Source organism: Aquibacillus rhizosphaerae (assembly GCF_030282825.1).
Lineage (GTDB): Bacteria > Bacillota > Bacilli > Bacillales > Amphibacillaceae > Aquibacillus_C > Aquibacillus_C rhizosphaerae.
This window is the reverse complement of sequence record NZ_JASTZU010000037.1, coordinates 46,670-73,155: the sequence shown is the minus strand read 5'-3', so window position 1 is coordinate 73,155 and position 26,486 is coordinate 46,670. Positions and strand designations below refer to the sequence as shown.

At 35.9% G+C, this 26,486-nt stretch carries 29 protein-coding genes and 1 riboswitch; of the genes, 20 read left to right on the top strand and 9 right to left on the bottom strand.

Translation table 11 applies throughout. From position 1 onward, the window contains the following. Positions 1-326 precede the first annotated feature (326 nt). The 3 genes from pflB to QQS35_RS11770 all read left to right on the top strand — a co-directional run bounded on the left by pflB (position 327) and on the right by QQS35_RS11770 (position 4,179). The gene (pflB, locus tag QQS35_RS11780; protein WP_285932343.1) at positions 327-2,582 is read left to right on the top strand and encodes a formate C-acetyltransferase; all 2,256 of its coding nucleotides are present in this window, start codon (positions 327-329) and stop codon (positions 2,580-2,582) included. A 199-nt stretch (positions 2,583-2,781) separates the two neighbouring features. Beyond that, the gene (gene pflA / locus QQS35_RS11775) at positions 2,782-3,522 is read left to right on the top strand and encodes a pyruvate formate-lyase-activating protein (protein WP_285932342.1); all 741 of its coding nucleotides are present in this window, start codon (positions 2,782-2,784) and stop codon (positions 3,520-3,522) included. Between the two features lie 237 nt (positions 3,523-3,759). Further along, complete coding sequence (locus QQS35_RS11770; protein WP_285932341.1) at positions 3,760-4,179, top strand: organic hydroperoxide resistance protein; 420 nt, start codon at positions 3,760-3,762, stop codon at positions 4,177-4,179. A gap of 54 nt (positions 4,180-4,233) precedes the next feature. Here the strand turns inward: QQS35_RS11770 and QQS35_RS11765 are convergent, their stop codons facing one another. The 3 genes from QQS35_RS11765 to QQS35_RS11755 form a co-directional block, all read right to left on the bottom strand. Beyond that, complete coding sequence (locus tag QQS35_RS11765) at positions 4,234-4,725, bottom strand: spore coat protein (RefSeq protein WP_285932340.1); 492 nt, start codon at positions 4,723-4,725, stop codon at positions 4,234-4,236. A gap of 558 nt (positions 4,726-5,283) precedes the next feature. Continuing rightward, the gene (gene yidC / locus QQS35_RS11760; protein WP_285932339.1) at positions 5,284-6,096 is read right to left on the bottom strand and encodes a membrane protein insertase YidC; all 813 of its coding nucleotides are present in this window, start codon (positions 6,094-6,096) and stop codon (positions 5,284-5,286) included. After that, the gene (locus QQS35_RS11755) at positions 6,066-6,419 is read right to left on the bottom strand and encodes a hypothetical protein (RefSeq protein ID WP_285932338.1); all 354 of its coding nucleotides are present in this window, start codon (positions 6,417-6,419) and stop codon (positions 6,066-6,068) included. Before QQS35_RS11755 ends, yidC begins: the two co-directional genes overlap by 31 nt. 229 nt (positions 6,420-6,648) lie before the next feature. Between QQS35_RS11755 and proC the strand changes: the two genes are divergently transcribed. After that, a complete protein-coding gene (gene proC / locus QQS35_RS11750) occupies positions 6,649-7,443 on the top strand; it encodes a pyrroline-5-carboxylate reductase (RefSeq protein ID WP_285932336.1) in 795 nt (264 codons plus the stop codon). 187 nt (positions 7,444-7,630) lie between these two features. Here proC and QQS35_RS11745 read toward each other — a convergent pair whose 3' ends face one another. Continuing rightward, positions 7,631-9,094 (bottom strand): flotillin family protein, encoded by a 1,464-nt coding sequence (locus QQS35_RS11745; protein ID WP_407933962.1) that lies wholly within the window; start codon positions 9,092-9,094, stop codon positions 7,631-7,633. Between the two features lie 15 nt (positions 9,095-9,109). Beyond that, the gene (locus QQS35_RS11740) at positions 9,110-9,628 is read right to left on the bottom strand and encodes a protease (protein WP_285932335.1); all 519 of its coding nucleotides are present in this window, start codon (positions 9,626-9,628) and stop codon (positions 9,110-9,112) included. Positions 9,629-9,938: 310 nt separating this feature from the next. Here QQS35_RS11740 and QQS35_RS11735 point away from each other — a divergent pair, with 310 nt between their 5' ends. Further along, complete coding sequence (locus QQS35_RS11735) at positions 9,939-10,364, top strand: hypothetical protein (RefSeq protein ID WP_285932333.1); 426 nt, start codon at positions 9,939-9,941, stop codon at positions 10,362-10,364. Between the two features lie 128 nt (positions 10,365-10,492). Here QQS35_RS11735 and QQS35_RS11730 read toward each other — a convergent pair whose 3' ends face one another. Continuing rightward, complete coding sequence (locus QQS35_RS11730) at positions 10,493-11,689, bottom strand: CynX/NimT family MFS transporter (protein ID WP_285932332.1); 1,197 nt, start codon at positions 11,687-11,689, stop codon at positions 10,493-10,495. Between the two features lie 123 nt (positions 11,690-11,812). On the opposite strand from QQS35_RS11730, the gene lepB reads away from it, so the two are divergent. The 3 genes from lepB (at position 11,813) to QQS35_RS11715 (ending at position 13,628) form a co-directional block, all read left to right on the top strand. Then, the gene (gene lepB, locus QQS35_RS11725; RefSeq protein ID WP_285932331.1) at positions 11,813-12,361 is read left to right on the top strand and encodes a signal peptidase I; all 549 of its coding nucleotides are present in this window, start codon (positions 11,813-11,815) and stop codon (positions 12,359-12,361) included. A 228-nt stretch (positions 12,362-12,589) separates the two neighbouring features. Beyond that, positions 12,590-12,991 carry a TIGR02328 family protein gene (locus QQS35_RS11720; RefSeq protein WP_285932330.1) on the top strand — a complete coding sequence of 134 codons (402 nt, stop codon included), beginning with the start codon at positions 12,590-12,592 and terminating at the stop codon, positions 12,989-12,991. A 64-nt stretch (positions 12,992-13,055) separates the two neighbouring features. Continuing rightward, positions 13,056-13,628, top strand: a complete 573-nt coding sequence (locus QQS35_RS11715) for an LOG family protein (RefSeq protein ID WP_285932329.1) — start codon at positions 13,056-13,058, stop codon at positions 13,626-13,628. Positions 13,629-13,710: 82 nt separating this feature from the next. On the opposite strand, the gene QQS35_RS11710 is transcribed toward QQS35_RS11715, so the two are convergent. Next, on the bottom strand, positions 13,711-15,441 hold the full coding sequence (locus QQS35_RS11710; protein ID WP_285932327.1) for a methyl-accepting chemotaxis protein: 1,731 nt from the start codon (positions 15,439-15,441) through the stop codon (positions 13,711-13,713). A gap of 162 nt (positions 15,442-15,603) precedes the next feature. Between QQS35_RS11710 and QQS35_RS11705 the strand changes: the two genes are divergently transcribed. The 6 genes from QQS35_RS11705 (at position 15,604) to thiE (ending at position 20,226) form a co-directional block, all read left to right on the top strand. Further along, on the top strand, positions 15,604-15,909 hold the full coding sequence (locus QQS35_RS11705) for a transcriptional regulator SplA domain-containing protein (protein WP_285932326.1): 306 nt from the start codon (positions 15,604-15,606) through the stop codon (positions 15,907-15,909). Further along, positions 15,902-16,930, top strand: a complete 1,029-nt coding sequence (gene splB / locus QQS35_RS11700; RefSeq protein ID WP_285932324.1) for a spore photoproduct lyase — start codon at positions 15,902-15,904, stop codon at positions 16,928-16,930. Before QQS35_RS11705 ends, splB begins: the two co-directional genes overlap by 8 nt. A gap of 68 nt (positions 16,931-16,998) precedes the next feature. After that, positions 16,999-17,101, top strand: a riboswitch (TPP riboswitch). A gap of 140 nt (positions 17,102-17,241) precedes the next feature. Continuing rightward, complete coding sequence (tenA, locus tag QQS35_RS11695) at positions 17,242-17,931, top strand: thiaminase II (RefSeq protein ID WP_285932323.1); 690 nt, start codon at positions 17,242-17,244, stop codon at positions 17,929-17,931. A gap of 2 nt (positions 17,932-17,933) precedes the next feature. Continuing rightward, positions 17,934-18,755, top strand: coding sequence for a bifunctional hydroxymethylpyrimidine kinase/phosphomethylpyrimidine kinase (gene thiD, locus QQS35_RS11690; RefSeq protein ID WP_285932321.1), 822 nt, complete (start codon positions 17,934-17,936; stop codon positions 18,753-18,755). Between the two features lie 6 nt (positions 18,756-18,761). Beyond that, positions 18,762-19,574, top strand: coding sequence for a hydroxyethylthiazole kinase (gene thiM / locus QQS35_RS11685; protein WP_285932320.1), 813 nt, complete (start codon positions 18,762-18,764; stop codon positions 19,572-19,574). A gap of 4 nt (positions 19,575-19,578) precedes the next feature. Next, entirely contained in the window at positions 19,579-20,226 is a 648-nt protein-coding gene (gene thiE, locus QQS35_RS11680; RefSeq protein WP_285932318.1) for a thiamine phosphate synthase, read from the top strand. A gap of 56 nt (positions 20,227-20,282) precedes the next feature. Here the strand turns inward: thiE and QQS35_RS11675 are convergent, their stop codons facing one another. Continuing rightward, positions 20,283-21,158, bottom strand: coding sequence for a LysR family transcriptional regulator (locus tag QQS35_RS11675; RefSeq protein WP_285932317.1), 876 nt, complete (start codon positions 21,156-21,158; stop codon positions 20,283-20,285). A gap of 121 nt (positions 21,159-21,279) precedes the next feature. Here QQS35_RS11675 and QQS35_RS11670 point away from each other — a divergent pair, with 121 nt between their 5' ends. The 5 genes from QQS35_RS11670 (at position 21,280) to QQS35_RS11650 (ending at position 25,189) form a co-directional block, all read left to right on the top strand. Next, the gene (locus QQS35_RS11670; RefSeq protein WP_285932315.1) at positions 21,280-22,050 is read left to right on the top strand and encodes a class I SAM-dependent methyltransferase; all 771 of its coding nucleotides are present in this window, start codon (positions 21,280-21,282) and stop codon (positions 22,048-22,050) included. Between the two features lie 133 nt (positions 22,051-22,183). Continuing rightward, the gene (locus QQS35_RS11665; protein ID WP_285932314.1) at positions 22,184-22,651 is read left to right on the top strand and encodes an NUDIX hydrolase; all 468 of its coding nucleotides are present in this window, start codon (positions 22,184-22,186) and stop codon (positions 22,649-22,651) included. A gap of 214 nt (positions 22,652-22,865) precedes the next feature. After that, on the top strand, positions 22,866-23,387 hold the full coding sequence (locus QQS35_RS11660) for a type 1 glutamine amidotransferase domain-containing protein (protein ID WP_285932313.1): 522 nt from the start codon (positions 22,866-22,868) through the stop codon (positions 23,385-23,387). Between the two features lie 391 nt (positions 23,388-23,778). Next, entirely contained in the window at positions 23,779-24,552 is a 774-nt protein-coding gene (locus QQS35_RS11655; RefSeq protein ID WP_285932312.1) for a hypothetical protein, read from the top strand. A 154-nt stretch (positions 24,553-24,706) separates the two neighbouring features. Further along, positions 24,707-25,189, top strand: coding sequence for a DUF456 domain-containing protein (locus QQS35_RS11650; protein WP_285932311.1), 483 nt, complete (start codon positions 24,707-24,709; stop codon positions 25,187-25,189). Positions 25,190-25,209: 20 nt separating this feature from the next. On the opposite strand, the gene QQS35_RS11645 is transcribed toward QQS35_RS11650, so the two are convergent. After that, positions 25,210-25,521 carry a DUF3817 domain-containing protein gene (locus QQS35_RS11645; RefSeq protein WP_285932310.1) on the bottom strand — a complete coding sequence of 104 codons (312 nt, stop codon included), beginning with the start codon at positions 25,519-25,521 and terminating at the stop codon, positions 25,210-25,212. Positions 25,522-25,663: 142 nt separating this feature from the next. On the opposite strand from QQS35_RS11645, the gene thiD (QQS35_RS11640) reads away from it, so the two are divergent. Then, positions 25,664-26,467 (top strand): bifunctional hydroxymethylpyrimidine kinase/phosphomethylpyrimidine kinase, encoded by an 804-nt coding sequence (gene thiD, locus QQS35_RS11640; RefSeq protein WP_285932309.1) that lies wholly within the window; start codon positions 25,664-25,666, stop codon positions 26,465-26,467. Positions 26,468-26,486: the final 19 nt, after the last annotated feature.

The following is a 26,486-nucleotide window of genomic DNA, read 5'->3' as shown; positions in this document are numbered from 1 at the left end:
TCAGTAGAACAAAAGAAGTCTGTACTACTATTTTGTTTAAATGTTAATATAACAGGTTAGTACAGTTGTCGTTTGCAAATAAACAAGGGTGTAATTATTCGTTCTTTTAAAGAATAAACCCTTAATTAATAAAGGTTCCGTTTTATCCGAAAAATTAGTATCTCTATGATTTAAAATATGAACATTTTAAGAACATTTAGTATAACAGTTTTTAAATGTGACATTTATCACATTCGGAAATTCATCCGAAGGTATATAATCAACTTAAGATATTAATTTGTTCACTATTGAACAATGGGATTAATCATAATAAGGAGGCAACAAAAATGAAAGTAGCTGAAGAAGTGTTGCAACAGAACCCTTGGGATGGTTTTAAAGAAGGAAGATGGCAAAAAGAAATAGATGTTCGTGACTTTATTTTGAAAAACTTTGCTCTATATGAAGGAAATGATCAATTTCTGGCTGAGCCAACAGAAGATACATTAGCTTTATGGGATCGGGTAATGGATCTTACAAAACAGGAGCGTGAAAATGGTGGTGTGCTAGATTTAGATACAAAAATTGTTTCTACAATTGCATCACATGGACCTGGATATTTAAATAAGGATAAAGAAAAAGTAGTCGGTGTACAAACAGATGAACCATTTAAACGATCCTTACAACCATACGGTGGGATGCGTATGGCAGTTGCAGCAGCAGAATCGTACGGATTTAAAATTGATGAGGAAGTTGAAAAAGTATTCACTGAATATCGTAAAACTCATAACCAAGGTGTTTTTGATGCATACACACCTGAAATGAGAATGGCACGTAAAGCAGGTATTGTAACAGGTTTACCTGATGCTTATGGTCGTGGAAGAATTATTGGTGACTATCGCAGAGTTGCGCTCTATGGTGTTGACCACCTAATTGCAGAAAAGAAAAAAGAATTGAATTTAATTGGTAATGGCACAATGTCTGAAGATGTCATTCGTGATCGCGAAGAAACTTCAGAACAGATTCGCGCATTAGGTGAATTAAAACAACTAGGTAAGGCATATGGTTTTGATATTTCCAAAGCTGCTACTACAGCGCAAGAAGCTTTCCAATGGTTATACTTTGGATATTTAGCTGCAATAAAAGAGCAAAATGGAGCTGCGATGTCACTTGGACGTGTATCCACATTTTTAGATATATATGTGGAAAGAGATATTGAAAATGGTGTATTGACGGAAAGTGAAGCACAAGAACTTGTTGATCATTTTGTGATGAAGTTACGTCTTGTAAAATTCGCAAGAACTCCTGAATACAATGAGTTATTTAGTGGAGACCCGACATGGGTTACAGAATCTCTTGGTGGTATAGCTCAAGATGGTCGTCCGTTGGTAACGAAGAACTCGTTCCGTTTCTTACACACATTGGATAACTTAGGTCCAGCACCTGAGCCGAACTTAACTGTTTTATGGTCAGTTAAACTTCCTGATAATTATAAAAAGTATTGTGCGAAAATGTCTATTAAATCAAGTTCTATCCAATATGAAAATGACGATTTAATGAGAGATATTTATGGGGATGACTATGGGATTGCTTGTTGCGTTTCTGCAATGGCGATTGGTAAGCAAATGCAGTTCTTTGGTGCACGTGCTAACCTTGCTAAAGCATTACTATACTCCATTAACGGTGGAGTAGATGAAAAATTAAAAGTTCAAGTAGCTCCAAATTACGCACCTATTACATCAGAATATTTAGAGTATGATGAAGTAATGGCAAAGTACGATACGATGTTAGATTGGTTATCCGGTCTTTACGTAAATGCATTAAATGTTATTCATTACATGCATGATAAATATAGCTATGAGCGAATTGAAATGGCGTTACATGATCGTGAAGTACTTCGTACGATGGCTTGTGGTATTGCAGGTCTATCGGTAGTTGCTGACTCATTAAGTGCAATTAAATTTGCGAAGGTTAGAACAATACGTGATGAAAATGGTCTTGTGGTGGACTATGAAGTTGAAGGTGATTTTCCTAAATACGGTAACAATGACGATCGTGTCGACCAAATTGCTGCTGATCTAGTAAAACGTTTCATGAATAAGATTAAGCAACATAAAACTTACCGTAATTCTAAACACACCCAATCAATCTTGACAATCACTTCTAACGTTGTTTATGGGAAGAAGACAGGCAATACACCAGATGGACGTAAAGCAGGCGAACCATTTGCTCCTGGTGCAAATCCACTACATGGTCGTGATAGCAACGGTTCATTAGCGTCATTAAGTTCAGTAGCTAAAATGCCATATGAATATGCTTTAGACGGTATTTCCAATACTTTCTCTATCGTACCTAAAGCACTTGGTAAGGAAGAAGAAACTAGAGAAGTGAACTTAGCTGGAATGCTTGACGGATATGTGATTAAAAAAGGACATCACTTAAACGTAAACGTATTTGATCGAGAAACCTTGCTTAATGCAATGGAACACCCAGAAGAATATCCACAACTAACAATTCGTGTATCAGGGTATGCGGTTAACTTTATTAAGTTAACAAGAGAACAGCAAATCGATGTTATTAACCGTACATTCCACGAAAGTATGTAAAAAAGTAGAAGAACTTTCGAAACAAGAAATGCATTTGTTTCAGTGATTGTTTGCTTCAAAATTTTGTGAATAATACGAAATGATTTTTCATTGATGGAAGACAGATAGGAAGTACAGAAATGGTATATGTATAAGAGTAAACATTCCAGAGGGGGCGCTTTTCCCCCTCGTTCCCAATAAAAGCGAGGAGGGTGACAACATGAAAGGTCGAATTCATTCAATAGAAACTTGTGGAACTGTTGATGGTCCAGGTCTACGTTACGTTATATTTACACAGGGGTGCTTGCTACGGTGCCAGTTTTGCCATAACCCTGATACTTGGAAAATTAATCAGGGTAAAGAAATGAGTGTGCAAGAGATTGTTAAAGATATAAAAGACTATCTTCCATTCTTTCAATCGACAAATGGTGGCGTGACGGTGAGTGGTGGGGAACCTTTACTACAACTAGAATTCTTAATTGAGTTATTTAGAGAATTGAAAAAGTTGGGTGTTCATACCACAATTGATAGTTCTGGTGGTTGTTTTAGTCGCTCTCCTCGCTTTATGAAAAATCTTGATGAGTTACTTGAATTAACAGATTTAGTTCTTCTGGATTTAAAACATATTGATCCCACCAAACATAAAGAACTAACAGGAATGTCTAATGAACATATTATCGATTTAGCAAATTATCTCTCAGAAAAACAGGTTCCTGTCTGGGTTCGTCATGTATTAGTACCTGGTATAAGTGACTTTGATGAATATTTATATCCATTGTCTGATTTTATCCAAACGTTAGGTAATGTAGAGAAAATAGAAGTGCTTCCTTACCATAAGCTAGGGATATATAAATGGGAGAACCTCGGTTTAGAGTATAAACTTGCAGGAGTAGAGCCTCCTTCAGAAGAACGAGTTGAAAACGCCGTTGCTATTTTAAATAGAGTGAAAATATTACAATAAAAGCTTAATAAAAAGCACCAAATCATTTATGGTTTGGTGCTTTTGCTTGTATGTATATTACTATTTTGAGTTTAATCATTAAAAGGCACTATTTGTTAACGGTATGTAAATTAAAAAAAGTTTTAACTTTTTTCTTGTTATTTGTTTAACATTTGGTAGGAAAAGGAATAGATAGAGTAGAATTGATTTAATATAAGACTTTGAAATAAGTCTAATTAAATAAAAGGAGTGGATAATGTGAGTAATGTAATTTTTTCTTCTCAAGCTACAGCAAAAGGTGGTCGTGATGGCCATGTTAAATCAGACGATGGTTTAATCGATTTGAAATTAGTTAATCCAGCAGGTAAGTCAGACGAAAAAGGGTCAAATCCTGAGCAGTTATTCGCAGCAGGTTATGCAGCATGCTATGATGGTGCTCTTAATCATAAGGCAAATGAAAAGAAGAAAAAGATTGAATCATCCATAACTGCAGAAGTTAGTTTCCTTAAGGATACAGCAGATGGAGGATTTAAAATTGGCGTAACACTTTATGTAGAAATTAAAGGCGTTAGCCAAGAAGAAGCAGAAGAACTTGCAAAAGAAGCTCATGACTTCTGCCCATATTCTAAAGCAACAAGAGGCAATATAGATGTCGAGTTAAAACCAAAAGCAGTATAAGACTAAACCCCTTTTTAGATAAAAATCTGAGAAGGGGTTTTTCATTTTAATTAATTATAATTTTAAAGCTTTATTTGCCAAGGTTATATCATTTTTAAATAATTTATTTAAGTCATAAGCAGGATAATCTCCTGATTTATTCATATATTGAAAAATAGAATCATGCAATTTTATCAATTTCATTAATTGTTTAATTAGAACTTCCTTTAAAGTGGGTGTTGCAGTTTCTGTGATTGCGATACTGTAATTTCTAACTGCTGTTTTAGCCAAAAGAAGGAGATCACCTTCATAGAGTGTTTCTTTCATATTATTCCTTTCTTCTGTATTCTGATCATCTGACCTTTGAGTTGGTACGGATTGGTAGAAATGTAGAAGTTCTTTTAGACTAGCTTCCATTTCTGAAATGGCTTGTTGATATAATACTTTTAATTCTTTCTTTTTAATCATGGGTAAAGCATTTTTTAATTTGATTAAACCGATTGATTGAAATGCAGTTAGTTCATGTAGTTCCAACGACTCGTGCCAAGCAAGTTGTTTAGTTTCCAATGGGATTCGCTCCTTTTTATTTAATTCGTATTTAATGTATGCCAACCACCTATTTATTGTTAAATTAAGTATCTTTTCCTAGACAATATTACTGTACAACCTTCAAACTTGATACAAAGTTTGCACTAACTTTATCGTGGGTTTACTATCTATTGATCTTTAATGGGGTGCTTAAACCATCGCTCCGGCAGAATACTCCGCTTTCCACGGGCGCGGCTTCAGCTAACTCAGAAGAAGACCACTTCTGGGTGGATCTTCAGCTCGCGCTGTTCCCGTAGGAGTCTACGTTTTCTGCCTTCACTAGTAGTGATTTTCTAATTATAGTAAGAGAAAACCCTGTAAAATCTTTATATGGACTTTTCTCTAATTTATAGAAAGCTATTCTAAGCGAGTGTTTTTCAGTAGCGCCAATTTACACTGTACTAGGAAAGTATTTTAGAAAAGTAAAGAAATGCTAGTGCAGTCTTTATAGTTTATGTGTCATAAACAACTTAAAAAAGTACAACTGTCCTTATACTTATAGGATAGTTGTACTTTTTATTTTAAAGAGCGTATTTTTTAGTTGTTAGTTACTAGCATGTTACTTTTTGGTTGATACAGCTTTTTGGATAAAAGTTGCTGGAAAATTAGAAACACTCCACCAACGGTCCAATAAAGTGGTAATGCAGCAGGTGCGTTAAATGACACAAAGCCAATCATGAGGGGGGATATTAACCCCATAAAAGCCATTTGTTTTCTTTGCTTCTCATCCATTCCGAGCTGAGTGACTTTAAATTGAACAAAGTAAATAGCTGCAGCAACAAAAGGCATGACAAGATCGGCCTGACCAAGGTTAAACCATAGGAACGAATGTGTGGCTATTTCAGGTGTGGTGCGAATCGCATAATAAAAACCGATTAAAATTGGAAATTGTATAATCATGGGTAAACAACCCATCGATGAAATTGGATTGAAATTATGTTTTTGATATAGTTGCATCATTTCTTGTTGCTTTTTTTTCTGCGAGTCACTATCCTTTTTTGATTTATATTTGGATTGAAGCTCATCTAAATCTGGTTTCATTATAGCCATTTTTTCGCGCATCTGATAGCTTCCCTTAGATTGTTTTAACATGAGAGGCATTAAAACTAACCGAATAATTAAGGTCACTAAAACAATTGATAATCCGTAGTTTCCGCCAAAGAAGTTTGCGACCCCTTTTATAAGTGTGGTGAAAGAAAGAACAAAATACCGATCAAAAAAACTAGCTGTTTCTGGGTCAATTGGTTCTCCACTGGCCGCAGATTGACATCCAGTTAAAATAAAAAGTAAAGCTATAATACAGATGAAATTATATTTTATTAAAAAAGTGAATACAGATTGCTTGAACATAGTTGCCCTCCTCGTGTTTTGTGAACTGTGTAAATGTACGAGAAGAACGGTTTGTCTGTATCATCATCAGGACCAGCTATTCGTTTTACTTTTCTTGTAATCCAAGCTCTAATATCGTTATTAAGGTTTAGAGATATTAAATAAGTGTCTTTATTTGGTTGAATTGCATGTTTGTTTTTATTTGTAAGTGAGTTATTTCTACTTAAGTAATGACTTGTGAAATATAAGACTCCATATGAACAAATAACGGATAGCATATAAGAAATGTAAAAATACACCGGGTAAAAATCACTATGCATTTCACTAAGTAGCTCTAAAAGCATCTGTATTCACCTCCTCTAATATGTAAATGGATTAAGATACTCTCAATCATCGTATATATATAAGATTAAGTCAAAGGTAGCTTTTGTGACAACATACTTTTTAAAGGAAACTTTTCATCACTTTTTATGCAAAAAAACCTTAATCATCCTCGTTCTTATCCAAAAAAGTGGTACAATTATAAAAGTATAGGCGTGTATTAATTTTGCCTGGTACGTGGAAGGAGAAAATATGATATCAACGGTCAATAGAGTTTTGTTTATTGGTGCAGGCAGAATGGCTCAGGCCATTATAAAAGGCCTTGTTCAACAATCCGATTTTCATATTGCGGTTACAAATAATGGGGATGAGCAAAGGTTAAACTACGTCAAAGAAAAATTTGGTGTTGAGATTGTAGAGAGTTGGAGAGAAGAAATCGAAACAACAGATGTAATTGTCTTAGCATTGCCCCCGGAAGCACACGGATCTCTTTTAAATGAATTAGCTAATTTTATAGATAAGCACTTAATTGTTACGGTGGCGGCAGGGATTGATCCAGCATATTTAGAGAAATCTTTACCAGAAGGTACTCCAGTTGCGTGGATGATGCCAAATACCGCAGCTGAATTAGGCAAGTCAATGACGCTTTATACATGCGGTACGCATACAAATTCATCTCATGAAGAATTACTGCAACAAATGCTTAGTGGCATAGGTTCTTACGAGAAGGTAACAGAACAACAAATTCACGAGTTAACTCCCATTACTGGAAGTGCGCCAGCATTTGTATATGCGATGGCTGATACATTAATTAATTGTGCTATGGAATCGGGAGTTACAGAACAACAAGCCCGAAAGTTAGTTGCCGAAATGATTGGTGGAGCAGCTTCTATGCTTAAGACTGGTGAATCACCAAAGCAATTAGCAGATAACGTTGCAACACCAGGTGGAGTAACGGCAGCGGGACTTGATGTTTTAGATAGAAATAATTTTGATGGTTTAATAAGCGGAGCAATTGATGCTTGTCATAAAAGAGCAAAAATATAACTGATTGTTAAATGATACTTTCTAAAGAATTTAGTTGGGGGCTAACAATCTAATAATCTGACATAACCAATCTTCGTGGCTCTGCTCCGAGTATAGAGTAAGTTTGAAAGCCCAAAATTCTAAATAGCATTATTAGTTGAAGAAGGGACCTGAATTTCAGGTCCCTTTTGTTTAAAAATGATCTGAGTTAGTCTATATCACCAGTGTTATTATCTTGTTTGGTATGGATGGAATTAGATAGACTTTCCTTTATTTTTGACTCATTTTTAGCAGCAACATTATCCAGCATGCCTTTTAAATCCACCCCAGAAACATCTCTTAAAGTTTCTGGTAGTTGACTCATTAATTTTGTAACGTAATTACTCATACGAGTAGCCCCATCACCGTCACCATTGCCATTATCAACTACAGTCACTTTATCAATAGATCCAATTGGTTCCGCAATTTTTCCAGCGAACTCTGGAAGCATATTAATAATCATCTCAAGGATAGCGGCCTCGCCATATTTAGCCATTGCATCAGCTAATTTCTCTTTTGCTTCTGCCTCAGCGAAACCTTTGAGACGAATTGCTTCTGCTTCTGCTTCCCCGTCTAAGCGGATTTTCTCTGCTTCCGCTTCGGCACTTTTAACGCGAGTTACTTTATCTGCTTCCGCCTTTTGTTCTGCAGCATAACGTTCAGCTTCCGCCTTTTTAGAAATTTCAGCTTCATATTGGCGCTGTTTACGGACAACTTCTCTCTCATCAATTTCAATTTGTTTATTTTTCTCGACTAACTGAACTTGCATTTCTTCTTGTTTAACTTGTTGTTCGGATTTTGCACCTTGTAATTTATAGGCCATGTCAGCTTCTGCTTTAGCTGTATCTTGTTCACGTTTATATGCTGCAATCTTTAATTCCTTGTCTTTTGTGGATTCAGCAATTTGTGTTTCGCTTAATAGCTCAGCGCTTTTTCCTTCTCGCTCAGCTTGTGCCTTTTGGATACGAGCATCACGCATAGCGTTTGCTTCAGCAATTTGAGCATCTCTTTTTACTTCGGAGATTCTAGGCTTACCTAAAGCTTCCAAGTATCCATTTTCATCTTGTACGTCTTTAATGGTAAATGAAACAATCTGAAGTCCCATCTTTTTTAAATCAACAGCTGCCTGTGTTTGCACTTCTTGAGCAAAACGTTCCCGGTTTTTATAAATTTCTTCTACAGTCATCGTACCTAAGATTGCACGTAAGTGACCTTCAAGCACTTCTTGAGCTTCTTTACGTAGTTCGGAATCATCTTTACCTAAAAATTGCTCACCGGCTGTTGCAATCCCTTCCGTTGTACTTTGTACCTTAATAATCGCAGTTCCATCAGCCATAACAGGTACACCATTTTCTGTGTACACGTTTGGTGTGGATATATCTAAACTGTGTGAGCGTAGACTAATCTTTTCTGATTGTTGGAAGATTGGGATAATAAAGGCCCCGCCACCACGAACAATCTTAATGCCACTACTATCATCTACTTTATATACATTTTTACCACCTAAAAAACTCCCAGTAACAATCATCGCGTCATCCGCACCAACCGTTTTATAACGTGCTGCAAAAAGTATTGCAAATGCTAAAATGACTGCAACAATAACACCAATGATAATAATAATATCCATACCCATAAGGATCCTCCTAATTTAAAGTTCTGTTAGTTCCGATACATATAAAATTTGATCTTTCACTTGAACTACCACGATTTGAGTGCCTTGTATAATTTCAACATTATCGAAACTCTTGGCTATTTCATTTCGACTGCCGTTTGTCGATTCGATAAATACTTCTCCCATTCCATATGCAGGGATTGTCGTTATTACGTCACCTACTTTACCTGCTAAGTCATTAATTGAAATAGAAGTTGAGGTTTCAGCGTTAGACATTGGGATAACTAAAAAGTAATAAAGGAGAATATAAGCTCCTACGCCAATGAGAATACTGAGAATAAGTACAATAAAGTTATTAAGTTCTGAATACTTTGTTATCAAAACCCCTGATCCACCGATGACAGATAGGGTTCCGAATAACAATAATGGATTTAAGAATTCACCTATGCTATCAAATATGCTATCTAGTAATCCCTCAATCGCATCACCTAAAAATAAAGAAAAAATGGCTGCACCGAGACTTCCCCATAATAGCCACCAATAGATATCTAACACTCCAATAAGATCACTTCCTTTTCTTTATACTCAACTAATATATACGGTTTTAATTTCAAAATAGTTCCATTATTTATAGAAAAAAATGTCGAAGTGTAAGGATTATAGCTTTTCTATTGAGCCCTCAAATATTGTCTATTGTTTTTCTCATATAATTACAACTAATCCATATGATTAATAGCGTAGGATACAAATATAGTGTGTTTTTCTATTATCTTTTTATCTATATAAGTATTTCTTGCATTATATTTGGTATAATTAGTTACAAAATCATTAACATTTAAAATGGTATATACAAGGAGAGAACAATGTGAGGGTTTTACGTAATTTGATAGTAACTATATTGGTCATAGTAGGGATAATTTTTGGCATTTATCATTTTGGTACGAATTTTATAGCGGATAAAGTTGTAGATCAATTTGATACGCAGTTGCATAATAGTGAAGATATTGCGGTAGTGAAACAATTTGTAAATGAGAATCCAACCCTTAAACAATTTGTTAGTGAAGGCTCCACAATCGATGATAGTTCTCTGCCTTTTAATACAAAAGAAGAAGCAGTTAAAAAACTTGTTACGAAGTTCAGTATTACTGAAATGAAAGAAATTCAGTCTAATATTCAAAGTGGTATGACGGATGAACAACAGCAAGAAATAATTAGAAAAATAGAAACGAAGCTAACTTCAGAGGAATTAGAGGCGTTAAAAGTAATCGCTTATAAAGAATTAAATAAATAATTGTAGAGAGTATGAGTAGGTTGTAGGTTTTACAAGGGATTCATTAGAAACGGTAAAGTTGTATGATTAGTGATGGTACAAGGGAGCTCTTCTTTTCTCCCTTGTACAAAAGTTAGTATTGATTTCTTTTATGGTTTTTCTAAAACATATTTATCACGGCTAGCACCAAGGCCGAAAAATATCATGAATAGAGAGACTACTAATATGGTAATAATGGAGATTGACCAATTGCCAGTAAAGTCATAGATTAAGCCGATAACAATTGGCCCAACAGATGCTAATAAATAACCAAAAGATTGAGCCATGCCGGACAATTCAGCTGCTTGGCGTGCATTAGAAGACCGTAAACCTAATAGTGCTAGTGCTAAACTGATACTTGAACCTAGAGCAAAACCAATCAAGGTTATCCATACCATCATGAGGGCTAATGGACCACCAAGTAGCAAGCCGGTATAGCCAATTAAAGCGAGAATCCCAACTACATAGATAATTATTTGTTGGTTTTTTAACCGTCCGGCCAGTATAGGGGTTAAAAAGGTTGCTGGTAAACTGACAAATTGCATGTAAGATAGTAACCAGCCTCCTGTACTAATAGTAAATCCCGAGTGATGTAGTATTTCAGGCAACCAAGAGATAGTTACATAAAAGAGAAACGATTGAAACCCCATAAAAATAGTTACTTGCCAAGCTAATGGTGACTTTAATAACCTTTTAGCAGAAGGTTCATAAAAATTTTTCTCGATTCGAATCGTAGTAGATTTTATCAATATAAGCCAAACCATGATTCCTATACCAGCGAGAATTGCCCAACTTATTAGTGACTTTTGCCAACCTAGTCCTAAACCACTTGCAAGTGGTACACTTAAACCGGATGCAGTAGCGGCAAATATGGACATGCTTGTCGTGTACACTGCGGTCATTAATCCAATGTTGTTTGGAAACTTTTCTTTAATTAATCCTGGTAAAAGAACATTACAAATAGCAACTCCTAGACCAACAAGTGTTGTTCCTATATATATGGTTGGTGTGAAAGCCATAGAACGGATAATAATACCTAAAAAAAGTAAGAGAAGTCCAGCTAGAATAGTTTTTTCATTGCCTAGTTTGTTGCCCAGTTTGGGTGCTAAAGGGGACATGGTTGCAAATGCCAACAAAGGTAAACTTGTAATTAATCCAGCATTCCAATTAGCTAATCCTAAATCATCTCTAATGATGCCAATCAGTGGTCCAACTGAAGTAATAGCTGGTCGTAAATTAAATGCAACTAGAATAATTCCCGAAATTAAAATAATTTGTTTTATAGATGGTTTGGTTTGTTTATACATGAAAAAACTCCCTAAATAAAAATCATGACTTAATTAAGTATAGAGGAACTTCATATGACCATCAAACTTAGTGTGTTTGATTTTTTTGACCACTAGAAATAAACGTGAAGGATTGTGAATAGAATGAACAACTTATTTTTAAAGGAAGTTTTGTCTTGGGTGAAGGCGTTAGTTATAGCATTGGTTATTGTTATGGTTTGTCGTCATTTTCTGATAACGCCATCGATTGTTAAGGGAGAATCAATGATGCCAAATCTTCAAGATGGAGACCGTATTCTACTAAGTAAGATAAGTAAAATTGAGCGCTTTGACGAAATAGCCTTTCATGCACCTGATTCTGAAGATAATTACGTAAAAAGAGTGATTGGTTTACCTGGTGACGAGATTGAAATGAAAAATGATACACTTTATATAAATAATGAAGCTTATAATGAACCGTATCTAAAAATGTATAAGGAGGAGTTATCTGCCAATCAGTATTTAACAAATAACTTTACCTTAGAGGAGTTAACTAATCAAAAGGTTGTTCCGAAAGGTCATTATTTTGTACTTGGTGATAATAGATCAGTTAGTAAAGATAGTAGATCTTTTGGTTTTATTCGGGAAGATACTGTCATTGGTGACGTAAAGATGCGTATATGGCCGTTAAACACATTTGGAGTTCCGCGGTGAATTAACTAACAACCAAATGTTATCGGAATGAATTATAGCACTCCGCAATCAGTGGAACGAGAGATGATTTGCATTACAGTGGAAGTATAGATTTCACAGCAACATTCCACTAATAAAATGTCTATGTTCAAAAACGCGCTTATTTTTTTGGGCAATGTGGTATGAAGTATATTGTATTGGTTCTTTGTATTAGTGACGATATAAATAGAGGTGTATGGAGGAAGCGATATGCGATTATGGCATGAAGAGTTAATTACTCATTTACCAAGACAACAATTATTAGAACAACATCGAGAGTGTTGTGCATTAAGAGGAAATGGTTGGGGACGACCGCATGCTACAGTCAACTATATTTTTGATTATGCACCTATTCTGTTATTCCGTTATCACGAAAGGATTATGGAAGAGATGGAAATAAGAGGTTATAATGTTGACAAACTATGGTTCGACCCTTTTTATAGAGGTAAGACTTGTGAAGCGTTTAATGAGTATACGCTCCACAATGGAAATTTAAATGAAAGAAGTCAACTTATTTATCCGGAACATGATTATAATTATTTAAGGGAATGTGTAGAAAACCTTAATGAAAAAGGAATCGCTATAAAGTTGAAAACATTAAAACAATCTTAATAATACAAAGGTTTAAATATAGTAAAATAAATAGTAATAAATAATAAATAATGGTGGTGGTAGCATGCAATCCATATGTATATTTGCGGGGTCCAATGTAGGGAAACATATAGAATATCATGAAAGTGCAAATGTGCTGGGTAAATTAATAGCTGAAGGTGGCTTTCGTTTAGTTTATGGTGGTTCTAAAATTGGTTTAATGGGTAGTGTAGCAAATGCTGTTTTGCAATCAGGTGGTCAAGTAGTAGGTGTTATGCCGAGAGGGTTGTTCAAAGGTGAAACGGTACATAGTGGACTATCGCAACTAATTGAGGTAGATAGCATGCACGAACGAAAGGCTAAAATGAGTGAGTTAGCGGATAGCTTTATTGCTATACCAGGTGGTTTGGGAACTTTTGAAGAGTTGTTCGAAGTGTTGTGTTGGGCGCAAATAGGTATCCATGAAAAGCCAATTGGGCTCTTGAATGTTAAAGGATATTATAATCCATTAATTCAGTTGATAAAGTATAGTATTGAAGAAGGCTTTTCTAATCAATCACATATGGATATAATCCAATCATCTAGCGATCCAGAAAGACTAATTAAAAAATTAGTAAATTATAAACCTCCTGTAATGGAGACGAAATGGAAGTATTGAGTCAGATATAAACAAGCCTGTCGGAAACTTGACAGGCTTGTTTTGTTTCAATATATTATCGAGTTAAGAAGGAAATAGTAACCTACAATTTGAATTTTTCAACCGAACTCTGCATCTGATTTGCCATTCCGCTTGTCTCTTCAGACATGGCACTAACATTTTCAACAGAAGCAACAGATTCTTCACTTAAGGTGAATGCTTCTTGGGAATTCTTAACCGTTCTTTTGGTTATGTCTTCTAACTCTTGGATTAGTTTTACGATATCTTCTGAGATATTAACTTCTTGTTTAGCTAAATCAGAAATACTGTGAATATCATCAACAGTTATATTAACAGCAGTAATAATCTTTTCTAATGATGAATCAGCACTTTGCACACTTTCAACACCTTTAGTAACAGAACGTTTGTTTTCTTGCATAGAGCTAGTTGATTGTTCACTAGCATCAGAGATTTTTTTGATTAAATTGGTTACCTCGTTTGCTCCTTTGCTAGACTCTTCAGCTAACTTTCGGACTTCTTCTGCGACGACTGCAAAACCTTTACCATGCTCACCTGCTCGTGCAGCTTCGATGGAAGCATTTAAAGCTAGTAAATTCGTTTGATCTGCAATTGATGTAATTGTAGTTGCAATATGTTCTATCTCTTTAGTATGAACTTCTAGAGCTTTAAGTATTTCTTCAGTTTCTTGAGTTTTATTTTCTATATTTTTCATCTCTTTAATTAAGTGTTTAACATTTTCCATTCCATCTTGTGCGGCGGATAAAGTTAAGTTTGAATTGTTAGTTGCATTAGTTGCTTTTTGATTAGCGTTTTGAATCAAGTTAGTTAGCTTTTCCATGGATGAAATGGCAGAAGTGGTATGTGTGCTCCCATGTTGAGCATCATTTGAAACAAGGTGAACAATATCAGAAATTTTTTCTGAGGCAGTAACTAATTCTTCAATAGAGGTAGCAGTTTCCCCTGAAGATGATGCTAAATCATCAGCGGAATTACGTACAGAAACAATTAGTTCTCCGAGGCCGTTGTTCATTTGATTCATCGAATTTGCCAATTTTCCAATCTCATCATTTGATCTTATCGTTAATTTTTCACCAGACAAGTCACCATTTGCCATTGCATTTAGCCGGTTTGTTACAATGTTTAATGGATCAGAAATTTTGTTCGAGAAGATGACTGCTACAATGATAGCTAGAAAGAGAACAATCGCGATTGCTACTAAAGATTGGTGAAGTATATTTTGAGCACCCTGATTAAAGTCCATCATGTAGGTTCCGGATGATATTATCCATCCCCAATTTGGATCCACTTCTGAGTATACAACTTTGCGTCCCGTTTGTTCACTATCTCCTGGTAACGCCCAATGGTAATATGCTAGTCCGTTCCCTTCTGTAGCACTTTCTACAATCGTTTTGCCGACTAGATTCCCTTCAGGATCCTTGTTTTCCCAAATGTTATCTCCTTCAGAGCTTGGGTGTCCAAGTAGTGTGCCGTCTTCAGCAATAATAAACACGTAACCATTATCACCTAAATTTATATCTTTATTGATAGGTCTTTGCCCATCAACATTAATAGGCCCTAGTATAAATTGTTTTACTGTTTCCTGTGCTTCTTCTAGAGATATTGCACCTTTCTCAACTTGTTGATTTAATATCTCGATCTGACTGATCACCATTTTTGTCGAATTCTCAAGTGTAGTTATTCCAATATCGTCAAGTTGTTTCTCTGCAGTCTTATAAGACCACAATCCGATAAAAACACTGGAAAAAAGCAATAAAACGGTTACAATTATTACTAATTTTGTTTTAATTTTCATCCCTTTCCCCCCCAAGTAGTAAATTGTTTAAGTGAATATAAATGCAAGTGTTTATAGATATTGTACCAAACATTTGACAAAAAGCGACAAAAATTTCAGAAAATCGCTAAATTTTCGACAAATTAATTTGGGTTGTACATAATAAACCACAGATTTTAAGGAATGCTAAAAAGAAATCATAAAAAGAAAATAGGTGAAGAAATGGATTTTAATCTTTCTATGTATAAACCGGGAGATGTTGTCTATGTTATTATTCGAAATCCCCATGTACAGGGAACAGCGAATGTTCAGGAAGCAGCGGTAGTAAATAATCCGGATCATCCAGGGGAGTTAGCCCTCTTTGTTTATGAAACGTATTATCCGCTAACAGATGAAGTAGCCATTTATCAATCTCAAGTAGAAGCAGAAGAAGAATTTCAACAAGTATTTGGTTCTTCTGATTCAGGAGAGTGGAATTATTATGGTTAAGCCATTTGTACCACAGTTAGTTTATTTTGAACCACGTGCTTTAGAATACAAACTGGGCAAGGAACTTAAAGATAAGTTTGAAAAAATGGGATTGGATATCCGAGAAACAACTTCCCATAATCAAGTCCGTAACTTGCCTGGTGATAATGAATTTCAGAAGTATCGAAATGCAAAGTCAACATTGGTTGTAGGGATAAGGAAGACGCTAAAATTTGATACGTCCAAACCTTCTGCTGAATATGCTATTCCATTTGCAACTGGCTGCATGGGTCATTGCCACTATTGTTATTTACAAACAACGATGGGAAGTAAGCCCTATATTCGCACCTATGTAAATACAGACGAGATATTTGATGCAGCAGAAAAGTATATGAGTGAACGAGCCCCTGAAATAACAAGGTTTGAAGCATCTTGTACCTCAGATATCGTTGGTGTTGATCATTTAACCCATACATTAAAGCAAGCCATAGAGTATTTTGGAAAGTCAAAACATGGTTTACTAAGGTTTGTAACCAAATTTGCTCATGTAGATCATTTGTTAGATGCTAAACATAACGGTAGAACAAGGTTTCGCTTTAGTATTAATGATGACTATGTAATAAAGTTTTTTGAGCCAGGAACTTCTCGGTTACCAGAGAGAATCGAAGCGGCAGTAAAGATTGCGGAAGCTGGGTATCCGTTAGGTTTTATTATTGCTCCCATTTATTTGCATGAGGGTTGGAAAGAAGGTTATGGAGAAATGCTAGAGCGATTGGAGGCTGCGTTGCCAGATTTCGCAAAAAAAGATTTAACCTTTGAGTTGATCCAACATCGCTTTACACAGCCAGCTAAACGAGTTATTCAAAAAAATTATCCAATGACCAAACTTGAATTAGATGAATCCAAGAGAAAGTGGAAATGGGGAAGATATGGAATTGGAAAATATGTGTATAAAGACAATGAACAGGAAGATATGAAAGAGACAATTGGTGGATATATTAACCGTTTATTTCCTGATTCCAAGATAGAATATTTTACTTAAAGGAATTAATTGGGTATAAGTTGACAATTAAAAAATATAGTGTTTAAGTAGAGATGTAAACAATATAGGAAGTCCACTAGGGGCGCTTTTTGGCTGAGATAAGGTAACTACCTTTGTCCCTTTGAACCTGAACTGGTTAATACCAGCGTAGGAAAGTGGAGACGGGATTAGTATGGTAGAGGCATGATACTATCTAAAAACAAACCGCTCCAGTTTTCGGTAGCGGTTTTTTGCTATGCTTTAAATTAAAGTGTAGTTGTACTAAACCTGAAACTACTTTGGGCTTTCTCTAAAAAAGAGGAGGAGTTCATATGTCATTTTCAACACAATTAAGAAAAGAGTCAGATGTTATTTTTCAAGGAATCTTCAAACACCCGTTTGTGGATGGATTAGGTAAAGGAGAATTACCGAAAGAAGCGTTAATTCATTACGTGAAAGCAGATTTTGAGTATTTAAATGCTTTCATCAATATTTATGGATTAGCGATTGCGAAAAGTGACACGAGAGAAGATATGCAGTATTTCCAAGAAAAGATTGGGTTTATCTTAAATAGTGAGATACATCCACATAATAATTTATGCCAAGTAGCGGGTGTTAACTATAATGACTTAAAAGGGTTCCCATTACCACCGACAGCAGATCATTACGTAGGACATATGAAAAGCACGGCGCAACAAGGAAGTATGGGTGAATTGTTAGCGGCTTTATTACCATGTCCTTGGACATATTTAGACATTGGACACTATTTAAAGGATAGTTTTAACCCCGGTCCGGAGCATCCTTTTTATGAGTGGATTACTTTTTATGCTAAACAAGAGACTGCATCTGTTACAACGGAGCTTCGCGACAGGTTAGATCGATGGGCAGAAACAGTTGGTGAAATTGAAAAAGAAAAAGCAAAACAAGCATTTATAAAAAGTTGTCAACTAGAGTATGCTTTTTGGGAGATGGCTTACACGCAAGAAAAATGGCCGTTTACAATGGTGACGGAGGAGGTATAAGAATGGTAGAGGTCGCAAGCGCGCTGACTATTGCAGGGACAGATCCAACTGGTGGAGCAGGGATACAAGCAGACTTGAAATCCTTTCAAGAGCGAGAGGTGTATGGTATGAGTGTAGTTACATCAGTAGTAGCACAAAATACATTAGGCGTTGATGATATTTATAATCTACCAGTCTCCTTCATTGAAAAGCAATTAAACTCTGTGTTTCAGGATATTGTTCCAAATGCTGTGAAAACTGGAATGATTGCCACAGTGGAGATGATGGAGATGGTTGCGACAGTATTAAAAAAACAATCAGTGGATTATGTTATCGACCCTGTAATGATAGCTAAAAGCGGCCATTCATTAATGGAGGAGCCTTCTAGAAAGGTTATTCGTGAAGTCTTGGTTCCCCTTGCAACAGTGGTAACACCGAATGTTCCTGAGGCAGAGATATTAGTAGATTTTAAGATTACTAACACAGATGATGCCAAGCGAGCAGCTAAAGTAATTGTAACTGAATTAGGTGCAAAATCCGCTGTGGTAAAAGGTGGTCATCTTATGGGTGAAGCTATTGATGTGTTATACGATGGTGAAAACTTCCATTACTTTAAATCAGCCCGCACGGACACCAAGCATACACATGGTACGGGGTGTACATTTTCGGCGGTAATCACTGCTGAACTTGCAAAAGGAAAATCAGTAGTAGACGCAGTGGCTACCGGGAAACAATTTATAACAGATGCCATTCACTATACACTTGGTGTAGGTAAAGGGAATGGTCCTACGAATCATTGGGGTTACCGCTTAAAGGGATTACCAAACCAAATTAGAAGGAGGTAATGATAAATGAGTGAGATCCCTACATTAATAAATCAAGTTAGAAATAAACAACCATTGATTCACAATATTACCAATCAAGTCGTTGTTAATTTTACTGCAAATGGCTTATATGCAGTGGGTGCAGCGCCTGTTATGGCAAATGCAATTGAAGAAGCTGCAGATATGGCAAACAATGCTGATGCATTAGTGTTAAATATAGGAACGTTAACAACTGTTCAAGTTGATGCGATGATTATGGCAGGAAAAGCCGCGAATAAAAAAGGAATACCAGTTGTATTAGACCCAGTAGGTGTAGGTGCAACACCGTTTAGAACAGATGCGGCCGAGAAAATTATTAATAGTGTAAAGCTATCTGTTATCCGTGGAAATGCAGGAGAGATAGGTCATCTAGCAGGTTTAAAATCTGATATGCGCGGAGTCGATGCTGTGTCTCAAGCGAATAATCAAGAGGTAGCAATAGAAGCATCAAAGCGTCTTGGAATTCCGGTTATCGTGACAGGGGTTGATGATGTCATTACAGATGGACAGGAAGTATTCGTTGTTCATAATGGTCATTCCTTGTTGACTAAGGTAACTGGTGCCGGTTGCTTATTAAGCTCTGTGGTTGCCGCATTTTTAACAACAGATGGAGGGTTATTAGAAGCTAGTACTGCGGCGGTTAGTTTTTATGGAGTTGCAGCTGAGGTTGCAGCGGAACATACTAGTGGACCAGGGACTTTTCAAACAGCATTCTTAGATGCATTATACCAATTAAACAGTGATGTAGTTAAAGATACAATTAAATTGGAAACCTATACGGTTACTGCAAAGGAAGCGTAGATAAATGGAATTAAAAAACAATCTGCGTACTTATTTCATTATGGGAAGCAACAACTGCAAAGGAGATCCTTTGGATGTGTTAGAAGCAGCATTAAAAGGTGGTATCTCCCTGTTCCAATTTAGAGAAAAAGGTGAGGACGCAGAGATAGGTAAAGAAAAAAAGGATCTGGCCTTTCAAATGAAACAATTGTGTACCAAATATAATGTTCCGTTCATTGTTAATGATGATGTTTCTTTAGCATTAGATGTAGGTGCAGATGGGGTGCATGTTGGACAAGAAGACGAATCTGTATCAACAATAAAGAAATATAGTCCGGTAGACTTTATTGTCGGCGTCTCCGCAACAAATGTGGATGAAGCGATTCAAGCAGAGAAGGATGGAGCAGATTATATAGGAATTGGACCAATTTATCAAACAAGTACAAAAGCGGACGCAAAGACTCCGATTGGGTTAGATGGCATCTCGCAAATTCGAGAGTATGTTGGTGGTATTCCTTTAGTCGCTATTGGTGGTATAAAACCAGAACACGTAAGGGATATTATTGAGTCGGGAGCAGATGGCGTTTCTTTTATTACAGCTGTTAGTCAAGCTGGCTCACCTGAGAATGCAGTAATAGAAATTAAGAAATTAGTTGATAGTGTAGTCTATTAAAAATATTTTTTATAAAAACAGCGCCCATGTATTGGCGCTGTTTTTCGTATTAATGCTTACAAATCATTCGTTGCCTCTTTTAGAAACTTAATAAAAGTGATTACTTCATTTGTCTCCACTTTCGTCAATGCATAGGTACAAGATATTGGTGCATCGATTTTAATTGAGTTTAGCTTGACCAATTTTTCTCCGTTTATTTCCTCTTTAACCATAGTTAAAGGTAAATAAGAAACGCCTAGACCTTTTTCTATAAATCGTTTGGTGGCTTCTACTTGATTAACTGTCATTGTTCGGACCGCAGGATAATGCCTCTTAATATCATTTAATAGAAGATCCCAGTAATCTGGATGATTATCGATTATAAGTCTGTATTTATGTAACGCCGTTGTCTCATCAAGCTCAGTTTTTTCTTGGTGAAACTTAGGACCGACTAAAACGACAGATTCCTTATGTACTAATTCGGTTTTTATATTCGTTTGTAAAGGACGTATTCTACTTAATCCTAAATCAGCTCTGCCAGAACTTACTTCCTCTCCTATATCATAGGATTTTACTACATTTATGATAACTTCTATACTGGGATTCTTATCGATAAACTTTCGCAATAAACTAGGTAAAAATGAGGATGCAATTTGTGGAGCTGCAGAAATAATTAACTTTTGATCATATCCTTGTTTCCATGATTCAAAATTGGCCATTCCTTGTTCATACTTTTCTACAATCTCACTTGCATAGGGCAGAAACTTATAACCTGCTGTAGTGAGTGAAACAGTTTTCCCTTTCCTTTCGAATAATTCAATGTTAAGCGTCTCTTCAAGCCGTTTAATGTGTTTTGTAACAGCGGGTTGTGTTAAAAAAAGCTCTTCAGAGGTTTTTCGGAAGTTCTCATGTTTTGTTGCGATAAGAAATGTTTGAAGCCATCTAATATACACCGAATCCCCCCTAATAACAGTTTGTTATTATAATTAACTATTTTAATTAATATTAATTATATAATTTCCCCCGTATAATTCAACTAACATAATTAATTTAATGATAAGGGAGAGAGTCGTTATGAAGCTTAACAAGTTGGATAGCTGGAATGCTCATTTATATGATGAAAAACATGAATTCGTTTCTAGGTTTGGGAAAGACTTAATTGATTTGTTAGCACCGATGAAAGGGGAACGAATCCTTGATATTGGATGTGGAACTGGGGATTTGGCATATGAACTTGATAACCTTCAAATTGACATCGTGGGGGTTGATAAATCTGCAAATATGATTAATCAAGCAATAGCTAAATATCCACATATAACGTTTCAGGTAGATGACGTGACTGATTTAAAATACCAAAATGAGTTTGATGCTGTTTTCTCTAATGCAACGCTTCATTGGGTGAAGTCACCTGGCCGAGCTTTGAATTGTATTTACAATAGTCTAGATTCAGGTGGGAGATTTGTTGCAGAGCTTGGTGGTAAAGGGAATGTAAAGTTAATAACTGATGAGATTATTAAACAATTAGATATTCTGGGAACAGATTATAACCCTGGAAACTTCCCATGGTATTTTCCAAGTATAGCAGAATATTCAACTTTGATGGAAGAAGCGGGATTTAGGGTGGTTTTTGCACAACATTTTGATAGGCCAACACCTTTGGAAGGGAAAAATGGTTTAAAGACTTGGATTGAGATGTTTGCAGGTAGCATGTTTGGTGAACAGGCAGATGACACAAAAGAACTTGTAGTTACTAAGGTAGAAAATAATTTAAAAGAATTTTTATACAAAGATGGTAGTTGGTTTGCGGATTATAAAAGAGTTCGTGTAGTTGGTATAAAAGACTAAACAAGTGAGGAAGGGGAGACCCCCTTCTTGTTGCTGTCTAGCAATTATCATTCAATTGCCTGGGTTAAGGGGAGGAGAAAAAGACCTAAATGTTGAATTGTTTATTTGAGATAGGATGTGAAAGGGTGGCAGGATGGCAAATTATATAGCAGACTTAAGAAAAGATGTTGGGTCGAGACCGATTATTATGGTTGGGGCTGGAATAATGGTTTTTAATAGTCAAGGTGAATTACTTCTACAATTGCGTACAGATTCAAATGATTGGGGATTGCCAGGTGGCGCAATGGAGTTGGGAGAAAGCTTTGAGGAAACTGCTAAAAGAGAGCTGCTAGAGGAAACAGGCTTAACAACAAGTAAATTAGACTTTGTTGAGCTCTTATCTGGAGAGCATCTTTATTTTAAATATCCAAATGATGACGAAGTGTATAATGTGATTGCGCTTTTCAAAACAAATAAAGTAAGTGGAGAATTACAACTACTAGATGGTGAAAGTCATGACTTGAAGTATTTTTCTCTCAAACAATTACCTGAACCTATACATAAAGTTACAAAAATTATGATTGAAGCTTACTATCAAAGTGTCCACAATGCTAGAAAGTAGAGTTGGGCATATAAAGGGTGTTCAGAAAGGGGCGTTGTTAGCTGGAAGTGTAGTTAGATGTGAGAAAACAAAAACTTCAGATTTAGAAAAAACTTACTTTTGGTAATAACTAAAAAGGTAATTTGAAGGTCTTCTATTTCTAGGTAAGCGTAATGTTCTGTGTAAATGTGTATGTTTGTTACAATAATAGTAAGGAAGCTAAGGAGGTAAACGTATGCGTTTAAACAATAAAAAAGTAATTGCTCTAGTAGAAGATGATTTTGAGGATCTTGAGTTGTGGTATCCTATATTGCGTCTTAGAGAAGAAGGTGCAGAAGTACATCTAGTAGGAAAAGAAGCGAACAAGAAATATGTCGGTAAATACGGCGTTCCAGCTGAATCGGATTATGCATTTACAGACATTATTGCAAGTGATTATGATGCGATATTAGTACCTGGTGGATGGGCGCCGGATAAATTGAGACGTTATCCAGAAGTAATTGATTTTGTAAAGCATATGAATGATGCACAAAAACCTATTGGTCAAATTTGCCATGCAGGATGGGTTCTGATTTCTGCAGATATTCTAAAAGGTAAAAAGGTAACAAGTACACCAGGTATTAAAGATGATATGACTAATGCAGGTTCTACTTGGTATGATGAAGCGGTTGTTATCGATGGGCATATTATATCAAGTCGCCGTCCGCCTGACTTACCGCCATATGTTAAAGCCTTTGCAGATAAATTAGCTGAATAAAAATAACTTGTCCCTTTCTTTTTAAGGAAAGGGGCTTTCTCTTTGTTATGAATTAAGAAAATATAAAAAATTCAAATATGTCTAGCTCCAGCGCCGGCCTGAGTCAAACATCTATGTGGTAAAGCCCACCACATAGATGTGCGTCTTAAGTTTGTTGGGTTGACCTGCGTTTTTCTTATTTGTTATTAAAATTAGCCATTTAAATGTGTGTTGTTGACTAGGAAATTTGTAAAGTGCGACTTAACTGCTATGTTGATTTCTTGCATAGTTCGTTAGAATAGTGCCCTTCCACTTCGGTACAGCGGATTTTCTATCAGCTGCGAGGATTAAAAAGCAACAATAATTCAGGGGAAATTCTTTAAGATAAAGAAAATTAGAATTGGGTGAAACGGTGAAGCTTTCTATTTCGTATATAGTAACTAAGTTCGCAGCCGCTGGAGTAACACTTTCCCTTTTCTATGTGGTTAATTTAGTTCTGTCTGGTTGGGACTTATCTAGTGTTAATGGCATGCTATCAAATCCATACATATGGCTTGCTTTCTTTGGTTATGCTGTAGTCAGCTCTACTTTTATTGATTATTTATTGAAAAAAAGTAATGGGTCTAGGCCTTGGGTAAGGAAACCTTTGTATTATACAGTAGCAAGTATATTGATTTGGTTGGTGCTTTTTCTTCCATCCTTTACCGATTTCTTTAATTATTTATTCTTGGTTTTATATGCTAGTTTTTTTACTGTCTTGTGTGCTTGGACTTACATGTTGGTTTATGATTTCTTACAAAGAAGAAGGTTATCATTGATTTTACTAATAGTCAGTTTATCTTTCTTGCTTAGTATAGTGATTATACAACCATCGATTCAAATAGGTTGGCGAGAAACTGTTACTGATAATTCTTATCACGCAAGTTTTGAAAGGTTTAGTGGAGAAGAGAAAGAAGGCATGCAGCTTGAGGGAAACCAAACATATCTTATTTCAGTAAATTGGAATATTCAATCAGGTGGGTATGGGTGGAAGGTGAGAGATGAAAATGGCTTCGCGAACTTAGAACAAACAGATGTGGAGTATCAAACCTTACTACATACAACGTACAACGGGCCCTATTACTTTTATATTAATGGCAATGATGCAAAAGGTAGTGTTGAAGTTTTTTGGAAAGAAGTTAAATAGATGAGTCAATTTCATAATTACCTTATACAGTCATCTAAGGGCAATATATAGTTTGGAAATGGTTTTATCCAACTATATATTGTTGTAGGTGACGACAAAATTGGTATTATGAAATTGATTAAGATAATAGATTTTTTAGATTGGAGTTTGTTACATGGATTTATTGATGTGGTTGCTAATCACCGTTTGTTTTGTACTAAGCTTTGTGGGAGTAATTTTTCCGCTTGTTCCATCACCGTTAGTCCTATGGGTTGGTTTTCTTCTATATTTCTTTTTTATTAATGGAGATAATCTCTCGTGGGTATTCTGGACAGCGATGGCGTTTCTTACGATTGTATTAATCGTAGCTGATATTATAGCTAATAGTTACTTCGTTAAAAAATATGGTGGTAGTAAATGGGGAGAAAGAACAGCTGCAATAGCGGTAATCGTTGGCTCTTTTGTATTCCCTCCATTTGGTATTATTGCTATTCCGTTCATCGCGGTATTGGTAGTGGAACTGGTTCAACAAAGATCTACCGAACAGTCCTTTCAGGCGGCAATTGGTTCATTATTAGGATTCCTTGGGGGCGCATTTGCAAAAGTTTTTATTCAAGTGGTAATGATTGTTTGGTTCTTCATATCCGTATGGTGGTAGGAAAACAGGTTATTGCAGAGTTAAGCAATGACCTGTTTTTCTTGCATTGATTTTTGCAGTCTAACATCTAAGATGTAATTTCCGAACGGAATGAAGGCGACGATAATGGAGCCAACTACCCACTTCCAATGCCATCTGGTTGATAAGGTAGTATAAGCAATAACTAAAAGGTAGAGACAGAAGAATGCGCCGTGTAGGGAGCCTACTATGGTGACAACTTCTGGGTGGTTTGCTATGTATTTTATTGGCATTGCGATAAACAATAAAATAACCAGTGAAGTGCCCTCTATAAACCCGGTGATTCGGAACACATTAATTGGTGAAAGAGACATACTTGTAATTCCCCCCGTCATTAATATACTTTATAGTTTAACATGTTAGACATCAATTATTAAGTTATTCCGTATTTGAGGAACTAAATTAAATAATATGAGTTATTAAATCAAAACTAGAAAATAACAGAGAGGTGATTATGTGTCTATTCCACGTGCGCTTACAATCGCTGGCTCTGCGGCTCAAGGAAGTGCTGGTATCCAAGCGGATTTAAAGACATTTCAAGAACGTGATGTATATGGAATGGCTGCAATAACAGCTGTTGTTGCAAATAATTCAATAACAAATAAGGGGATATTTATTCATTCGCTTGAGGAGATAGAAGCCCAATTTCATGCGGCAATTGAACATGTGGGCGTTGATGCAATAAAAACAGGGATGCTCTTTTCAGAGGAGATTATTAAACTTGTGTCTAAGCTATTAAATCGTTGCTCAACGAAGAAAGTCATAGTCGATCCAGTTATGATAGGGAAAATGGGGTCACAGCTTTTGCATAATGATGCGATTGAGACAATGAAAGAACACTTATTTCCAATAGCGACAATTATAACACCGAATTTACATGAAGCTGCAAAAATACTCGGTAAAAAAGAAATTAGAACGGTAGTTGATATGAAAGATGCTGCCAAAGCCTTATATCAGTTTGGACCAAAATACGTTCTCATGAAGGGTGGAGCTTTAACTGAAGAAGCGATTGATGTATTGTATGATGGTCAATCTTTGATGGAATTTAAGACTGAACGCATTGATACCATTCATACTAGCGGTGCTGGATGTAGTTACTCAGCTGCCATCGCAGCGGAGCTTGCAAAAGGTGAAACAGTTATCGATGCAGTTAATATAGGTAAACAATATGTATATGCGGCAATTAAGTATGCACTGTCTTTTGAAAAAGGAATTGGGTCAACATACCATGCGGCATTAAGAAAGCACGAACAACAATAATCTTAAAGAACTATGTCGA